Source organism: Pseudomonas sp. BMS12, assembly GCF_001592875.1.
Classification (GTDB): Bacteria; Pseudomonadota; Gammaproteobacteria; order Pseudomonadales; family Pseudomonadaceae; genus Aquipseudomonas.
In genome coordinates, this window is record NZ_LSOF01000013.1 from 210,760 (window position 1) to 225,246 (window position 14,487).

Here is a 14,487-nt window from a genome sequence, read left to right on the forward strand (position 1 = left end):
TCTACAGAGAGCCCGCCTAGTGCGGGCTTTTTGTTGTGCCTGAAATGTGTGTTTGCGCATGTGCCATGCCAGCGCACGGGGGCTTACCGTGCGCCGGCATGCAGGGGCTCAATGCAGCTTCAGACGCGGGTCGGTGCTGCGCCCAATGCGATCGCTGAGCATCAGCAGCGTTGTGCGCAGTACGCCGTACAGGGCCATCTGGTGCATGCGGTACAGCGACACGTAGAACATCCGCGCCAGCCAGCCTTCCAGTTTGACGCTGCCCATCAGGTTACCCATCAGATTGCCGACCGCCGAGAAGCGCGATAGCGAGATCAGTGAGCCGTAGTCGCGGTAGCGGAATGCCTCCAGTGGCTGGCCGTCGATGCGCCGCTTGAGCGACTTGGCCAGCAACGAGGCCTGCTGGTGTGCGGCCTGGGCGCGTGGCGGCACACTGCGTTCGCTACCGTCGCCGAGGGGGCAAGCGGCGCAGTCGCCAAAGGCGAAAATCGCGTCATCCAACGTGGTCTGCAGGGTCGGGCGTACCAGCAGTTGATTGATGCGGTTGCACTCCAGGCCATCGAGCTGGCCGAGGAATGCCGGGGCGCGGATGCCGGCAGCCCAGACCTTGAGGCTGGCGGGAATCTCCATGCCCTGGGCGGTGTGCAGCGCGCTGGCGGTGACCTGGCTGACGGCGGTGCCGGTCAGCACGGTGACGCCGAGTTTTTCCAGGGTTTTGTGCACCGGCGCGCTGATGCGCTCCGGCAGTGCCGGCAGAACCCGTGGGCTGGCCTCGATCAGGGTGATGCGCATGTTCTGCGGCTGGATGCCGTCGAGGCCGTAGGCGGCCAGTTCGTGGGCGGCGTGATGCAGTTCTGCCGCGAGTTCCACGCCGGTAGCGCCGGCACCGACAATCGCCACGCTTATGCGGCTGTCGTCGTTGCGGCCAGCGTGCGCGCGCAGGTAATGGCTGAGCATCTGCCGGTGGAAGCGCTCGGCCTGCTCGCGCGTATCGAGAAAGATGCAGTGCTCGGCGGCGCCGGCTGTACCGAAGTCGTTGGTGGTACTGCCGACGGCAATCACCAGGCTGTCGTAGGCCAGTTCGCGCTCGGGCAGCAGCTCGCCGCCGTCCTCGTCCAGGGTCGCGGCCAGGCGGATCTGCTTGCGGGTGCGATCCAGGCCGCTCATGCGGCCTAGCTGGAACTCGAAGTGGTTCCATTTCGCTTGTGCCACGTAGTTCAGCTCGTCTTCGGAGGAGTTTAACGAGCCGGCGGCCACCTCGTGCAGCAGAGGCTTCCAGATATGCGTGAGGTTGGCGTCGACCAGTACGATGCTGGCCTGCTGGCGCTTACCCAGGGTTCTACCCAGGCGGGTGGCAAGCTCCAGGCCGCCGGCGCCGCCGCCGACGATCACGATGCGATGAGTCATGGGGATATCTCACAAGGCTTAAGGAATTCGGTGGGCTCGGCTGGGCGAGCGCGAGGCAGCTCATAGCACCAGTCCGGCAAGCAGGCGGGAGAGAATGCCGAGGCCGATTACCAGGCCGATCACCACTAGCAACAGGCGCCAAGGGCGAAACGGCTGGCGTTGCACCTGGTGCTGCGGAGCGCTGAGATATTGCTCGACGCGTTGCTGGTCTTCGGGGCTGAGGCGGCTGGGCATGGCGATCCTCTCGAAAGTGGGGTCATTCTAGACGGGGCGGTCACGCCGGCTCAACGCGGACTTCATCGTTCAGGCGGATGATGCCGCCCTCGAGCACTCTGGCGGTGATGCCGCCATGGCCGCGCATGGCCTGGAAGGTGCCGCTGCCCAGGCGCTCCTCGAGGCGGGCGCAGGGCTGGCACCAGCCAGTGGTTTCCAGCACTGCCTGGCCGATGCGAAAGCGCCGGCCCTTGAGGCTGAACAGGTTAATACCGGCGATGGCGATGTTGCGGCGCAGGTCGGCGGGGGTGATTTCGCGCTGCAGCAGGGCGGCGACCACGGCCAGGTGCTCCCACTGGATCAGAGTGACCTGGCGGGCATTGCGCGGGCCCGGGCGGGCATGGTCGCCAGTCAGGCCTGCTTCGCGGCGAGCTTCCACCGCCTCCAGTTCCAGCATCTCGCCGCGCGCCAGCGGGCGCACGCCGATCCAGCGCACCCGGCCCTGCTGCGGCACTTCGGCGAGCAGTTGCTGCAAAGGGCTCACAGGCTGATACCCACGTCTAGCAACAAGGTTCGCCCAAGGTTGCGGCGCAGGAAAGCGGGGGCATCGGCATGGGCGAACAGCACCCGGGCATAGTTGGGGCCGATCAGCGAGAGCGAACGCCAGCCCTGGCGCAGGAACTCGCTGGGCGGCGGGAAGGTGCCGTTGAAGTCGGGGGTTTCGCGCTTGAGGTTGACGTAGGCCAGCAGGTCCAACTCGCCCGGGTCGATGCCGCGCTCGCCATAGTTGTGCGCCTTCTTGCGCAGGGTCGGGGCCAGGCGCGCCTGCAGTTCGGCGGGGGGAATGCGCCGTGGTCGGGGTTCGCGGCGCAGCAGCTGGCTCAGGGACAGCGCGCTGCGGCGGCGTTGCAGCTCTTCGCGCCACTCGTCGTTGAGGCGGCGGCCCTGGTCGAGGACGAAGAACACCTCGAAGTTGGCCTCGCGGAACAGTACGTCCGGCGGCTCCTGGCCGGAGGCGAAGTCTTCGAGGCGATAGGGCTGATTCAGTGCATCCAGCAGGCGCTGGCAGACCCAGCGCTCGCGCTCCCACTTGCGGGCGTTGGAGAGGAAGTTGTTGGCTTGTTCGGCCTGGCGAGTGAGCAGGCGCAGGTAGTCTGAATCGTCCATGGACGCAGCATAGCGCAGAACGGCGCAGGCTCTGGCGTGCTGCTCGGCGGTGAGCGTGGGTGTAGACTCGCCTGGCTTGTCGTCGGAGCCACCATGTCGATTCGTCCTGTCCTGCCTACCGATCACGCCGCCCTGCTCAAACTGTGGCAGCGTACGCCCGGCATCTGCATTCGTCCCGAGGATGCCTACGCGCCTTTCTGTCGTTACCTGTCGCGCAATCCCGGCCTGAGCCTGCTGGTGGAGGATCAGGGGCAGTTAGCGGCATGCCTGTTGGCGGGACATGACGGTCGGCGCGGCTACCTGCAGCATCTGGTGGTCGATGCTCCGTGGCGTGGGCGTGGTTTGGCCAGGCAGTTGCTCGATCAGGTACTGGCCCGTCTGGCGGAGCAAGGGGTGAACAAGGCTCATGTTTTCGTGCTGCGCGAAGGGCCTGATGCCTTGGCTTTCTGGCAGGGGCAGCCGGGTTGGGCGGAGAGGGAGGATATCCAGGTGTTTTCGACGAGGAGCGTGTAATGGCGAGAGGGCGGATATTGCTTGGGATCCTGTTGAGTGTCTGGTTGCTGGGTGCGAGCGCCCAAGAAGGCCCGCAGCGGCTGGCGCCCTGGACCCTGCTGGATCAGTTCGATCAGGCCTACAGTCTGAATAACGAGCTGCGCGTGTTGCTGGTGGCGCGTGGCATGTCTGGCGCGAAGCTGGTCGAGCAGGCTCTAGCGGGGCAGCCGCGGGGTTATCTGGAGAGTCGTTCGGCAGTCTACCTGGCCGACATCAGCGGCATGCCGAGCCTCATTGCGAGCCTGTTCGCCGTGCCGGCCATGCGCGACTATCCATTTCGTGTGCTGCTCGATCATCAGGGGCGAGTGGCTTCACGCTACCCGGGCGCAAAGGACGAGGTACTGTGGCTGGAGCTGCGTGACGGTTACCTGCAGTCGACGCGAAGGTTCAGCGATGCTCAGGCATTGGCTCGGGCGCTGGAAGAGGCGGCCCAGTGATTGCGGCGCAGCTGCTATCGTCCGCCACGTTAGGTTTGGGCTGGGGATTGTACGCAGTGGTGCTGCTCTGGGCTGTCTGGCGAGCGCCCTGGGTAGAGCTATGCAGCGATCAGCGCCGCCAGCACCTGCTGTTCGGTACGGTGCTGGCGCTGTTCCTGTTGTGGCTGGTGCGCCGCGACTTTGCTTCCGGGTTGTCCTTCCATTTCATCGGCATGACGGCCGTGACTCTGTTGCTGGACTGGCCCTTGGCGCTACTCGGGGGTTGTGCCGCACAGCTCGCTTTGCTGGCGCTGGGGCGCCTGGATCTGGCGGCGTTGGGTGTCAACGGTCTGCTGCTGGTGGCGATGCCGGTGGCTATTGCCGAGTTTTGCGCCATCCAGGTGGAGCGCCGTCAGCCGCGCAACCTGTTCGTCTACATCTTCTTCTGCGGCTTCTTCCCGGCCGCGCTGACCGCGCTGGCCTGCCTGCTCGGCGGCCTGGCTCTGCTCTGGCACGACGGGTTGTATGTCATGCCGCCCTGGCTGGAGGATTTTCTCGGTTATCTGTGGCTGGTGATGTTTCCCGAGGCTTTTATCAACGGGATGCTGGTGACCGGCTTGGTGGTGTTCTATCCGGACTGGCTGGAGACCTTCAACCGTAGCCGCTACCTGTCGGCGCCATGGAAGGACGATGACTGATACTCGGGTATCAGTGCCGCATATAGCGCCGCTGAGCCTGATGCAGATCAAGTCGTAGCGCCGCGTCCGCGGCATGCTCAGGGCTCATAGAGGAGGCGGAACATGAGTGTGCACCAGTGGGCGCGGCAGGAACTTGAGCGCTGCATGCAGCAGGGGCAAGAGCGGGGGCTGGACGAGACAATGTGCCTGCGGGCGCTGCTCAGCCAGGTTGTCGAGCTGAACCGTCAGGGGCGTGATGCGGCCGATCTGGCTCAGGAGCTGGCATTCCTGGCCGACAATCTGGACCCGGAACGCGACTACGCCTTTATGCGTCCGTGAGCTGACGGCGGGTGCCGCTCGCTGTCGAGGTCATCTGTAGGAGAGGCCTTGGCCGCGACCCGGATGCGCGGCGCGGTCTTGGTTCTGCCATCGCGGATAAAGCCGCTCCTGGCTAGTTCGGCAGGCGTGTTGCTCGGTGCCAGGGGGCTGCTATTTGTGGGAGCGGCTTCAGCCGCGATGCAGGCTAACCCTTGGCTGCACTATCGCGGCTAAAGCGGAGTGCTGCCCATTCGCTCCACTCGATGGGGCGCTCAATGCTCCCGTGGCAACTCGTCGGAGAAGGGAGAGTCTTCCAGATTGTCGCCGGGGATGGCGTGGGCTTCGGAGGCCCAGGCTCCGAGGTCGATCAGTTTGCAGCGTTCGCTGCAGAAGGGCCGGTTGGGGCTCTGTGGGCCCCACTCGACAGGGGCGCCGCAGGTTGGGCATTCCACCATGCTGGTCATGCTTGGCCTCCGCTCAGGGTCAGATAGAAATGGTGTAGGCGTTCGACTTCCTGTTTCAGCCAGGCCAGATCGCGATCATTGACCAGTACATCGTGGGCGTGGCGCAGGCGCTCGTTGCGACTGGACTGGGCCTTGAGGATGGCGCGGATCTGCTCCTCGGAGCTGCCGTCGCGAACCATGCTGCGCTGCACTTGCAGCTGTTCGGGGGCGTCGACTACCAGAACTCGCTGTGTCATGCGGTGCTGGCCGGACTCCACCAATAGTGGCGATACCAGAATGGCGTAAGGCGAGTCAGCTTGGGCCAGGTACTGATCGATTTCCGCGAAGATCAGCGGGTGCAGCAGGCCCTCTAGCCAGCGCCGCTGGGCTTCGTCCTGGAACACCTGCTGGCGCAGGGCGGCGCGGTCTAGGGTGCCGTCAGGCTGCAGTACCTGGGCACCGAAGCGCTCGACAATTTTCGTCAGCGCCGGACGCCCCGGCTCTACCACCCAGCGGGCGGCGTGATCGGCGTCCACCAGGTGTACGCCGAGGTCGATGAAGTGCTGGGCAGCGGCACTCTTGCCGCTACCGATGCCGCCTGTAAGGCCGAGTATCCAGGGTGTGCTCATTTAAAACCGGGCAAATTGCAAATAGGCTCCGGTTATTTGATCACCCCAGAGCAGCGCAATCCAGCCGGCAATTGCCAGATAGGGGCCGAAGGGGATGGGCGTGCTGGTTTCCTGATTACGCAGGCGCAGCATGATCACACCGAGCACGGCGCCGACCAGCGATGACAGCAGAATGGTCAGTGGCAGAATTTGCCAGCCACCCCAGGCGCCGAGCATGGCCAGCAGCTTGAAGTCGCCATAGCCCATGCCCTCCTTGCCGGTCACCAGCTTGAACAACCAGTACACCGACCACAGGCTCAGGTAGCCGGCGATGGCGCCCCACAGGGCATCCTCCAGACTGGCGAACAGGCCGAAATGGTTGGCGATCAGTCCCAGCCAGAGCAGTGGCAGCACCAGGGAATCCGGCAGCAGCTGGTGATCGCAATCGATCATGCTCATCGCCAGCAGGCCCCAGGTCAGCACCAGCATCCCCGCCGCCTGCCAGCCAACGCCGAAGTGGTAGGCGATATAACCCGAGAGCAAGCCACAGGTCAGCTCTATCAGCGGGTAGCGCAAGCTGATTAGCGCCTTGCAGCTGGAGCATTTGCCGCGCAGGCACAGGTAGCTGATGACTGGAATGTTTTCCCAGGGTTTGATCTGGTGCTGGCAGTGCGGGCAGCAGGAGTTGGGCAGGATGAGGTTGAAGGTGGCTTGCTGGGGTTCTTCCGGTAGATCGAGAATCTCCCGGGCCTGCTGGCGCCAGTCACGCTGCATCATGATCGGTAGGCGGTAGATGACTACGTTGAGGAAGCTGCCGATCAAGAGGCCGAGCAGAGCTGCAGACAAAATAAAGGCCGGCAAATTACCGGCCATGAAGTCAAGTGGCATCGTCAGCCTACTACCGAGCCGAGGGTGAAGATTGGCAGGTACATCGCAATGATAAGACCACCTACAAGCACGCCCAGTACTGCCATGATCATGGGCTCCATGAGCGTGGTCAGGTTGTCTACGGCGTTATCGACTTCGGCTTCATAGAATGAGGCCACCTTGTCGAGCATTTCATCCAAGGAGCCGGACTCTTCGCCAATGGCTGTCATCTGTATGGCCATGGATGGAAAAACATCGGTTGTGCGCATGGCGAAGTTCAGCTGTACGCCGGAAGATACGTCCTGCTTGATGCGGTGTACTGCATTGCGGAAGACCACATTGCCGGTGGCGCCTGCGACCGAGTCCAATGCGTCAACCAGTGGTACGCCTGCGGCGAATGTGGTAGCCAGCGTGCGCGCATAGCGTGCAACTACAGCCTTGTACATGATGTCGCCGACGATGGGAGTCTTGAGCAGGGTTCGATCCATCCAGTCGCGAAACTTTTCAGAGCGCTTGTAGGTGTTCTGGAAGGAAAAGGCGGCTGCAAACAATGCCGCGATGACCAGCCACCACCACTCCTGAATCCAGCGTGAGAGGTTGACTACCATTTGCGTGAAAGCAGGGAGCTCGGCGCCGAAACCTGCAAAGACATCCTCAAATTGCGGGACTACTTTTATGAGCAGAATTGCCGTCACAATAAACGCAACAACTATGACGGCAATCGGGTAGGTCATGGCCTTTTTGATCTTGGCTTTGAGGGCCTCGGTTTTTTCCTTGTAGGTCGCAACACGATCAAGCAGGCTTTCCAAGGCGCCGGACTGCTCGCCTGATTCAACCAGGTTGCAATAAAGGTCATCGAAATAGAGTGGGCGTTTGCGCAGGGCGCTGGCAAAACTGTTACCTGCAGCAACGTCTTGCTTGACCTCGTCTACCAAGGTGCGCATGTTCGGGTTCTCAACGCCTTCGCCGATAATGTCGAAGGACTGCAGTAGTGGCACGCCCGCCTTCATCATGGTCGCCATCTGGCGGGTAAACAGGGCGATGTCCATGGGCTTGATTTTCTTGCCCTTGCCCAGGATTGAAACAGTCTCTTTACGGACTTTGATCGGGTTGATGCCCTGCTTGCGCAGCTGTGCCTTGACCAGGGCGGGCGATTGCCCGTTCAGTTTGCCCTTGATCGTCGCGCCTCTTTTATCTTTGCCTTCCCAGACGAATGTGCTGGTTTTGAGCGCTTTTTCCGCCATGGATTAGTCCTTGGTCACGCGGTTGACTTCCTCGAGGCTAGTCACGCCTTGCATGACTTTAACCAGGCCCGAGGTTCGCAGATCATTGAAGCCGTCTTTGCGCATCTGCGCGGAGATATCAATGGAGTTGCCTTCTTCCATGATAATCCGCTGCAGGGCCGGCGTGTTTTTAACCACTTCATAAATACCGAGTCTGCCTTTATACCCGCCCTTGCAGTTGTCGCAACCAACCGGGCCATAGATCTTGAAGGTGCCTATCTTGTTTTCCGGGAAGCCTTCCTTGAGCAGTGCCTCGCGAGGAATCTCGACTTCCCTTTTGCAGGTACTGCAGAGCTTACGCGCCAGGCGCTGGGCAATGATCAGGTTTACCGAGGTGGCGATGTTGAAAGAGGGAACGCCCATGTTGCGTAAGCGGGTGAGGGTCTCGGCAGCGCTATTGGTGTGCAGGGTGGACATCACCATATGCCCGGTCTGTGCTGCCTTTACGGCGATAGAGGCTGTGTCCAGGTCGCGAATCTCGCCCACCATGATGATGTCCGGATCTTGGCGTAGGAAGGCGCGCAGGGCCTGAGTGAAATCCATGCCCTGCTTAGGGTTGACGTTGACCTGATTGATGCCTTCCAGATTGATCTCTACCGGATCTTCGGCTGTAGAGATATTTACGTCGACCGTATTGAGAATATTCAGGCCGGTATAAAGCGAAACTGTCTTGCCTGAGCCAGTAGGACCGGTGACCAGGATCATGCCCTGTGGCTGCTTGAGGGCAGTCATGTACAACTCTTTCTGGTCTTCTTCATAGCCCAGCGCGTCGATGCCCATCTGGGCGCTGCTGGGGTCGAGAATCCGCATAACGATCTTCTCACCCCAAAGGGTGGGCAGGGTGTTGACACGGAAGTCGATGGCTTTGGTCTTGGATATCTTCATCTTGATCCGGCCATCCTGAGGCTTGCGGCGCTCGGAGATATCCAATGCGGCCATGACTTTGAGGCGGGCGCCGATGCGGCTGGCCAGTTGGATGGGGGGGCGGGCAACCTCGTGCAATACGCCGTCCGTACGGAAACGCACGCGATAGGCTTTCTCATAGGGCTCGAAGTGCAGGTCGGATGAGCCGCCTTTGATGGCATCCAGCAGCATTTTGTTGACGAAGCGCACTACGGGGGCGTCGTCTGCGTCGCCTCCGGGGCCTTTATCATCTCCGTCTTCATCAACAGCCTCCACATCCAGGCCATCGAGGTCGACATCGGCCAAGTCCTCCATGCCACTCGCGCCAGAATCGAACAGTTTTTCGATGGCGTCTCCAAGCTTGTCGTCTTCTACCAGTACCGCCTCGGTGCTCAGGCCGGTACTGAACTGGACATCTGTGATTGCTTGATGATTGGTGGGGTCGGAGACGGCTACGTAAAGCTTGTTGCCCCGTTTGTACAGGGGAAGTACGCGATGTTGGCGGCAGAGCTTCTCGGTGATGGCGTCGCGGGGCTGGCTTTCCTTATCGATTGTGTTCAGGTCGAAATAGGGTAGGCCAAACTGATCGGATGCAACCTCAAGAATGCTGCGGCTGCTGGCAATCTTGTTCTGTACCAGATAGGACACCAATGGAATCTGGTTGCGCAGGGCTTGGGCTTGGGCTGCCGAGGCAGTCTTCTCATCAAGCAATTCGGCGGCGACTAGTTGGCGTGCTAGTCCGGTGAGGATGGGTGTATTGCTCATGTGAGAGATAAGTCGTGCTAGAGAAGATGATCGGCCACTTATAGCCCAATTTGAGGTGCTTCCCAAGCATGCGTCCATGGGGTGACGCAAAAGGTCAGTTATTGTCGGTATGTGGTGATGTTCTTTGGGGGGGCTGGCTGTAGGAGGCCATGGTGGGTTGTTCCCGGTGTTGGCATGAAGCCTGCTAAGTTATCTCAAGGTCGCTGACCTTAACCACACAGGAGTTCATCCATGAAAGCGCTCAAGAAGCAAAAAGGTTTCACCCTGATTGAGTTGATGATCGTAGTTGCGATCATCGGTATTCTGGCAGCCATTGCCATTCCTCAGTTCAACGAGTATCGCGCCAAAGCGAACGACTCGGCTGCCAAGGCGGACACCAAGAATATGATTACTGTCATGTCTGCGGACATGATCTAATAGAACGGGAGATCAAATATGAAGAAGCAAGTTATTGCCACTTGTGTGGCTCTGGGGCTGGGTGTCATGTCTGGCGCTGCGTTTGCTGCGGTTACAACATTTACCGGTAATGAACAAGTTACTGGCACGAACGCTGGTGTGTGCCCTCTTCTTTCCCGTGATATCACGTTGGGCGTCTCGTCTAGGGTGCACGGGGGGTTTGAGTGTGATGAAGCTGAAAACCTGATCAAGGTGGCTGCCTGCCATGAGGGTGGAAGTCGTACTGGTGTATTGTGCCAGGCTATTCCTGTCCTTGATGATACCGGTACTGCAACTGGAGAAGTTACGTTTGCGGCTGGCTGTGACCAGACCTTGGCAGATGCTGGTGCGCAGTCTCCTATCCCAAGTTATAAGGCATTTTTCACCTCCAGTGCCGGTGGTGTAATGACTGAGCAAGCACTGGATGGCCGTTGCTCTGACAGTACCCTTCCTGGGATCGACGGCTTCCAATAAGGGTCTGAGTGCGTTGTTAAAATCGCCTGGCTTTGCTGGGCGATTTTTATTTTGCGCGATATATGAGATGTGCAAATAATACAAAATGAGGGTTGATGTGGATGGTGAGCGTAAATTGAAATTAGTGCTTGCTTAGTGTTTAGGGGTTGCTCGCTGTTGGTTCATGGGGTTAATTAAGTGTTTGTGTTGTTTGGCTCTCGCTTGGGGTGGTTTGATTCGCGTTTTGGTGATCTGGTTCGTGTTGTTTTTTAATAACTTTTTGCGCATTGAATACTATTTTGATGGCTAATATGTCGTGTTTTCCTGATTTTTTAGTTGGCATCCGCTTGGCGCAGCGTGCCCGTTACTTGTTTTTGACTGGGTGCTCCGTATCAGTTTTGGCTTTGGCTGTACTGCTTGCTGCTGAGTTCAGTGCCCGTCAGCCTGCCACAGTTGCAATGGACGTTGGCCTTTCGGTGATGCGTCTGCTGTTGCCGTTGGTGCTGGTTCTGATGGTGCAGGAGCTGCTCTCCCGCGAGTTTGATCGCCGCTATTTTTTAAGCTCTCTGACTTATCCGCGTGCTCGGAAGAATTTGTTGATTGGCCGTCTGCTTGCCGTCGTTGTTTTGGTGGTTGGGCTTTTGGTAGCGATGGCGCTGGTGTTGGCGCTTTTGGTCGAGGGGGTTGCTCAAGGATATGCACAAGGCACGCCGGTCTCTTTGGACTATCGCTATCTGATCACGGTGGGTTTTGTTGGAGCTGATCTGTTGGTGCTGACTGCGCTGGCTTGTTTGTTGGCAGTGGTTGCATCTACTCCTAGTTTTGTACTAATTGGTACGTTCGGCTTTATGTTGGTGGCGCGTTCTTTTGCAGCCATTATTGCGCTGCTCGGTCGTGACTCCTGGTTGGTGGACAACGCTCAGGGATATCGCTCGAGTCTTGGTGTATTGGGTTATCTGCTGCCGGATCTTGGTGCGCTTGATGTGCGTATGGTGGCGTTGTATGGCCAAATGCAGTTCCTTCCTGCGGATTGGCCTGGGTTGCTGCTTTCCTGCTTGATGTATGCGGTCGTGCTGGTGGCAATCGCTATTTGGGCACTGCAGCGTAAGCGTTTTTCCTAGTATGCGCATTCCTCCATTGTTTATCGCTTTGCTGGCTTTCTCTGTATTTGCCGGCATGTCTTTGTGGCGCTCCCGGGATCTCCAGTTGGATCGTCAGCCTCCGCCTCAGGATAGGGTAGTGATAACGGCGCCTGTCCTATTAGCGCTTTATGGTGGAGATCGCTTTCTCGCGGCTAACTTAGAGACTATGCGATTGGCTGCTACGGGTATGCAATATGGCCAAACGGACACAGGCTATCTGGTGCGAGCCCAGCAAGTTGTTGCGCAGCTAAATGCCTGTCACGAGGATAATTATTACATGGCCAATGGGCTGCTCTCTTGGGGGGGGGCGGTTAGTGAGGGTAATCAGGTGCTGCGTGCTGCGGTTCGGTGTCGCTCATGGGATTTCGTTCCGGCTTTTTTCTATGGCGTCAATTTAGCCTTCTTTCAGCGGGATATTCCTGAGGCGCAGCGCATGCTTGAGATCGGTGCGCAGCGTTCTGCGGAGAATGCGGCAGGCCTTCGTAAGTTGGCAGTGGTGCTACAGGCCAAGACCTTTGCGGATGAGCAGTTAGCTCTGAACTATTTAAGTCAGCAGCGTGATGGTGCGCACGACCCTAAGTTACGTGAAATGCTCGATATGCGTGTTGTGCGACTGCAGGGGTTGATTAGCCTGCGAGAAGCGCAGCGAAGTTTTGAGTCAAAGAGTGGGCCGTTGGTCAGGCTGGAACAGTTGGTCGAGTCGGGGTTGCTGTCCTCCATTCCGGAGGACCCGCTCAGGCTTGGTTATGAGTTGCGTGACGGGCAGATCATTCTTAAAAAAATCAAGATAGCCGGGATGGAGGAGCTGCCTTGAGTGCGGCGTTGGAGTTTAGCGGTGTTAATCAGACTTTCCACTCGAAGGGGAGGTCGGTGCAAGCATTGCGCGAGGTTAATCTTCGTGTGGCTGAGGGCGAGGTGTTTGGTTTTGTCGGTCCTAATGGAGCGGGCAAGTCGACCACTATCAAGGTCATGCTTGATCTAATCAGCGATTACTCCGGTGAGGTAAAACTCTATGGTGTTTCCTCGCGTATCCCCAGGGCTCGCGAGGGCGTTGCTTATGTGCCCGAGTCTCCTGCTCTATACGAGCAGTTCACTCCGCTAGAGGTCTTGCGTGTTGCATTGAACATGTACGGGTTTAGGCAAAAAGATGCTGATGCCCGCTGCATGCAGTGGTTGGAGCGTTTCTCTGTTGCAGAAAATGCCAAGCGCAAGATTCGAGAGCTGTCCAAGGGAAATGTGCAGCGAGTTGCTTTAGCTCATGCCATGGTCGTACAGCCGAAGCTGCTGATCCTCGATGAGCCTCTGTCTGGCCTCGACCCCGTCGGGCGCAAGGACGTTGTGGAGATCCTCAACGAATACAAGCAGCAGGGCGGCGCCATCTTCTTCACCTCCCATGTGCTGCACGATGTCGAGCGCATCGCCGACCGCTTTGGCTTTATCAATAAGGGCGAGCTGCTGACCGTGCGTTCGCCGCGCGAGCTGGCAGCTGAGCGGGCGGATACCCTACTGGTGCGTTTCAATGCTGCAGAAGGCTTTGCGGCACAGGCAAAGCGCTTGCGTGAGGGTGAATTCGAGCTAGAGGTCGCTCAGGCGCAGCTGCCGGAGTTCGTCACGCGTCTGAATATGGCGGGCGGTCATATCCTCACGGTGAAGCCGGCGGTCTCCCTAGAAACGGTGTTCTTCAAGATTCTCGAAGATTCGGTGCGCAAGCCTGAAGTTGGTGCCTGAGCGTCGCCTGGGCGACAGATTTGGAAGAATGGCTGGCGATGTTAGTGTGGTTTAGTAGGCCGAGCGCTACATCGGAAATATGCAGGTCGCAGGCTCGACTACTGCGCTGTCAGCAAAAGAGCCCTGCGTATTGCGGGGCTCTTCATTTCTGGGGGGCTGCAACTACAGACTCAGACGCATCGACAGGTCGATGGCTTTGACGTCCTTGGTCAGACTCCCAATTGAAATGTAGTCCACACCGGTTTCGGCAATAGTGCGCAGAGTGCTTTCGTTGATACCACCAGACGCTTCCAGCTTGGCGCGGCCAGCGTTCAGCGCTACTGCGGTGCGCATGTCTTCCAAGCTCAGTTCGTCGAGCATGACGATATCGGCGCCGGCCTCCAGGGCTTCGCGAAGTTCATCCAGGCTTTCCACTTCGATTTCTACCGGCTTGCCGGGAGCGATGCCGTGGGCGGCGCTAATGGTCTGGGCGATACCGCCGCAGGCAGCGATGTGGTTTTCCTTGATCAGGAAGGCGTCGTAGAGGCCGATGCGGTGGTTGTGGCAGCCGCCCTGGGTGACGGCGTATTTCTGCGCCAGGCGTAGGCCGGGCAGGGTCTTGCGGGTGTCGAGTAGTTTGACGCCGGTGCCTTCGACCAGGTCGGCGAGGTGACGGCAGCGGGTGGCGACGGCGGACAGGGTCTGTAGGAAGTTCAGCGCGGCGCGCTCGCCGCTGAGCAGGGCGCGGGCGGGGCCTTCGAGATGGAACAGGGCTTGATTGGCGGCTACCCGGTCACCATCGGCGACTTCCCAGTGCACGGCGACCCTAGGATCGAGCTGACGAAACACTGTGTCGACCCAGGCGGTGCCGCAGATCACGGCACTTTCGCGGGTGATCACGGTCGCATGAGCTAGGCGTTCGGCTGGAATCAGCTGGGCAGTGATGTCGCCGCTGCCGATATCCTCGCGCAGGGCTGCGCGTACATTGGCTTCGATTTCGGCGCCGAGATCGGCGAGAGTCAGGTTGGGCATGGCAGCCTCCGCAATCAGGTGGCGCGATTATAGGGATTGCCGACGATTGGTGCAGGTGTGGCAGGTAGGCGTCAGGCCTTTCTGCTAGACCCTATGGAG

The 14,487-nt window shown here is 59.3% G+C and carries 19 protein-coding genes; 9 read left to right on the top strand and 10 right to left on the bottom strand.

The window, feature by feature from the left end; all coding sequences use genetic code 11:
• Positions 1-108: 108 nt before the first annotated feature.
• The 4 genes from AYB31_RS13430 to AYB31_RS13445 are packed head-to-tail and all read right to left on the bottom strand — an operon-like array spanning position 109 to position 2,787.
• Complete coding sequence (locus AYB31_RS13430; protein WP_068829192.1) at positions 109-1,407, bottom strand: NAD(P)/FAD-dependent oxidoreductase; 1,299 nt, start codon at positions 1,405-1,407, stop codon at positions 109-111.
• A 60-nt stretch (positions 1,408-1,467) separates the two neighbouring features.
• Positions 1,468-1,641, bottom strand: a complete 174-nt coding sequence (locus AYB31_RS13435) for a DUF3094 domain-containing protein (protein ID WP_068829193.1) — start codon at positions 1,639-1,641, stop codon at positions 1,468-1,470.
• Between the two features lie 40 nt (positions 1,642-1,681).
• Positions 1,682-2,164, bottom strand: a complete 483-nt coding sequence (locus AYB31_RS13440; RefSeq protein WP_068829194.1) for an MOSC domain-containing protein — start codon at positions 2,162-2,164, stop codon at positions 1,682-1,684.
• Positions 2,161-2,787 (bottom strand): DUF1780 domain-containing protein, encoded by a 627-nt coding sequence (locus AYB31_RS13445; protein ID WP_068829195.1) that lies wholly within the window; start codon positions 2,785-2,787, stop codon positions 2,161-2,163. The genes AYB31_RS13440 and AYB31_RS13445 overlap by 4 nt, the downstream gene beginning before the upstream one ends.
• 93 nt (positions 2,788-2,880) lie before the next feature.
• Between AYB31_RS13445 and AYB31_RS13450 the strand changes: the two genes are divergently transcribed.
• From AYB31_RS13450 to AYB31_RS13465, 4 genes are all read left to right on the top strand, one after another.
• Positions 2,881-3,300, top strand: coding sequence for a GNAT family N-acetyltransferase (locus AYB31_RS13450; protein ID WP_068829196.1), 420 nt, complete (start codon positions 2,881-2,883; stop codon positions 3,298-3,300).
• Positions 3,300-3,776 (top strand): FAD/FMN-containing dehydrogenase, encoded by a 477-nt coding sequence (locus tag AYB31_RS13455; RefSeq protein WP_068829197.1) that lies wholly within the window; start codon positions 3,300-3,302, stop codon positions 3,774-3,776. The genes AYB31_RS13450 and AYB31_RS13455 overlap by 1 nt, the downstream gene beginning before the upstream one ends.
• On the top strand, positions 3,773-4,453 hold the full coding sequence (locus tag AYB31_RS13460; protein ID WP_068829198.1) for an energy-coupling factor ABC transporter permease: 681 nt from the start codon (positions 3,773-3,775) through the stop codon (positions 4,451-4,453). Before AYB31_RS13455 ends, AYB31_RS13460 begins: the two co-directional genes overlap by 4 nt.
• 102 nt (positions 4,454-4,555) lie before the next feature.
• Positions 4,556-4,771, top strand: a complete 216-nt coding sequence (locus AYB31_RS13465) for a hypothetical protein (RefSeq protein ID WP_068829199.1) — start codon at positions 4,556-4,558, stop codon at positions 4,769-4,771.
• 251 nt (positions 4,772-5,022) lie between these two features.
• On the opposite strand, the gene yacG is transcribed toward AYB31_RS13465, so the two are convergent.
• From yacG to pilB, 5 genes are read right to left on the bottom strand one after another with little or no spacing between them, the layout of a single operon-like run.
• Positions 5,023-5,214, bottom strand: a complete 192-nt coding sequence (gene yacG / locus AYB31_RS13470; protein WP_068829200.1) for a DNA gyrase inhibitor YacG — start codon at positions 5,212-5,214, stop codon at positions 5,023-5,025.
• Entirely contained in the window at positions 5,211-5,822 is a 612-nt protein-coding gene (coaE, locus tag AYB31_RS13475) for a dephospho-CoA kinase (protein WP_068829201.1), read from the bottom strand. Before coaE ends, yacG begins: the two co-directional genes overlap by 4 nt.
• On the bottom strand, positions 5,823-6,689 hold the full coding sequence (locus AYB31_RS13480; protein ID WP_068829202.1) for a prepilin peptidase: 867 nt from the start codon (positions 6,687-6,689) through the stop codon (positions 5,823-5,825). It lies immediately after the preceding gene.
• Positions 6,690-6,691: 2 nt separating this feature from the next.
• Entirely contained in the window at positions 6,692-7,912 is a 1,221-nt protein-coding gene (locus tag AYB31_RS13485; protein ID WP_068829203.1) for a type II secretion system F family protein, read from the bottom strand.
• A gap of 3 nt (positions 7,913-7,915) precedes the next feature.
• Positions 7,916-9,619, bottom strand: coding sequence for a type IV-A pilus assembly ATPase PilB (pilB, locus tag AYB31_RS13490; RefSeq protein WP_068829204.1), 1,704 nt, complete (start codon positions 9,617-9,619; stop codon positions 7,916-7,918).
• Between the two features lie 231 nt (positions 9,620-9,850).
• Here pilB and AYB31_RS22175 point away from each other — a divergent pair, with 231 nt between their 5' ends.
• The 5 genes from AYB31_RS22175 to AYB31_RS13510 all read left to right on the top strand — a co-directional run bounded on the left by AYB31_RS22175 (position 9,851) and on the right by AYB31_RS13510 (position 13,377).
• Positions 9,851-10,036, top strand: a complete 186-nt coding sequence (locus AYB31_RS22175) for a type IV pilin protein (protein ID WP_068829205.1) — start codon at positions 9,851-9,853, stop codon at positions 10,034-10,036.
• A gap of 18 nt (positions 10,037-10,054) precedes the next feature.
• On the top strand, positions 10,055-10,528 hold the full coding sequence (locus tag AYB31_RS21520) for a hypothetical protein (RefSeq protein WP_153020711.1): 474 nt from the start codon (positions 10,055-10,057) through the stop codon (positions 10,526-10,528).
• A gap of 281 nt (positions 10,529-10,809) precedes the next feature.
• The gene (locus tag AYB31_RS13500; protein WP_236715554.1) at positions 10,810-11,628 is read left to right on the top strand and encodes a hypothetical protein; all 819 of its coding nucleotides are present in this window, start codon (positions 10,810-10,812) and stop codon (positions 11,626-11,628) included.
• A 1-nt stretch (position 11,629) separates the two neighbouring features.
• Entirely contained in the window at positions 11,630-12,463 is an 834-nt protein-coding gene (locus AYB31_RS13505; RefSeq protein ID WP_068829206.1) for a hypothetical protein, read from the top strand.
• A 56-nt stretch (positions 12,464-12,519) separates the two neighbouring features.
• The gene (locus AYB31_RS13510) at positions 12,520-13,377 is read left to right on the top strand and encodes an ABC transporter ATP-binding protein (RefSeq protein WP_236715555.1); all 858 of its coding nucleotides are present in this window, start codon (positions 12,520-12,522) and stop codon (positions 13,375-13,377) included.
• Positions 13,378-13,539: 162 nt separating this feature from the next.
• On the opposite strand, the gene nadC is transcribed toward AYB31_RS13510, so the two are convergent.
• Positions 13,540-14,388, bottom strand: a complete 849-nt coding sequence (gene nadC, locus AYB31_RS13515) for a carboxylating nicotinate-nucleotide diphosphorylase (protein WP_068829208.1) — start codon at positions 14,386-14,388, stop codon at positions 13,540-13,542.
• Between the last annotated feature and the right edge of the window lie 99 nt (positions 14,389-14,487).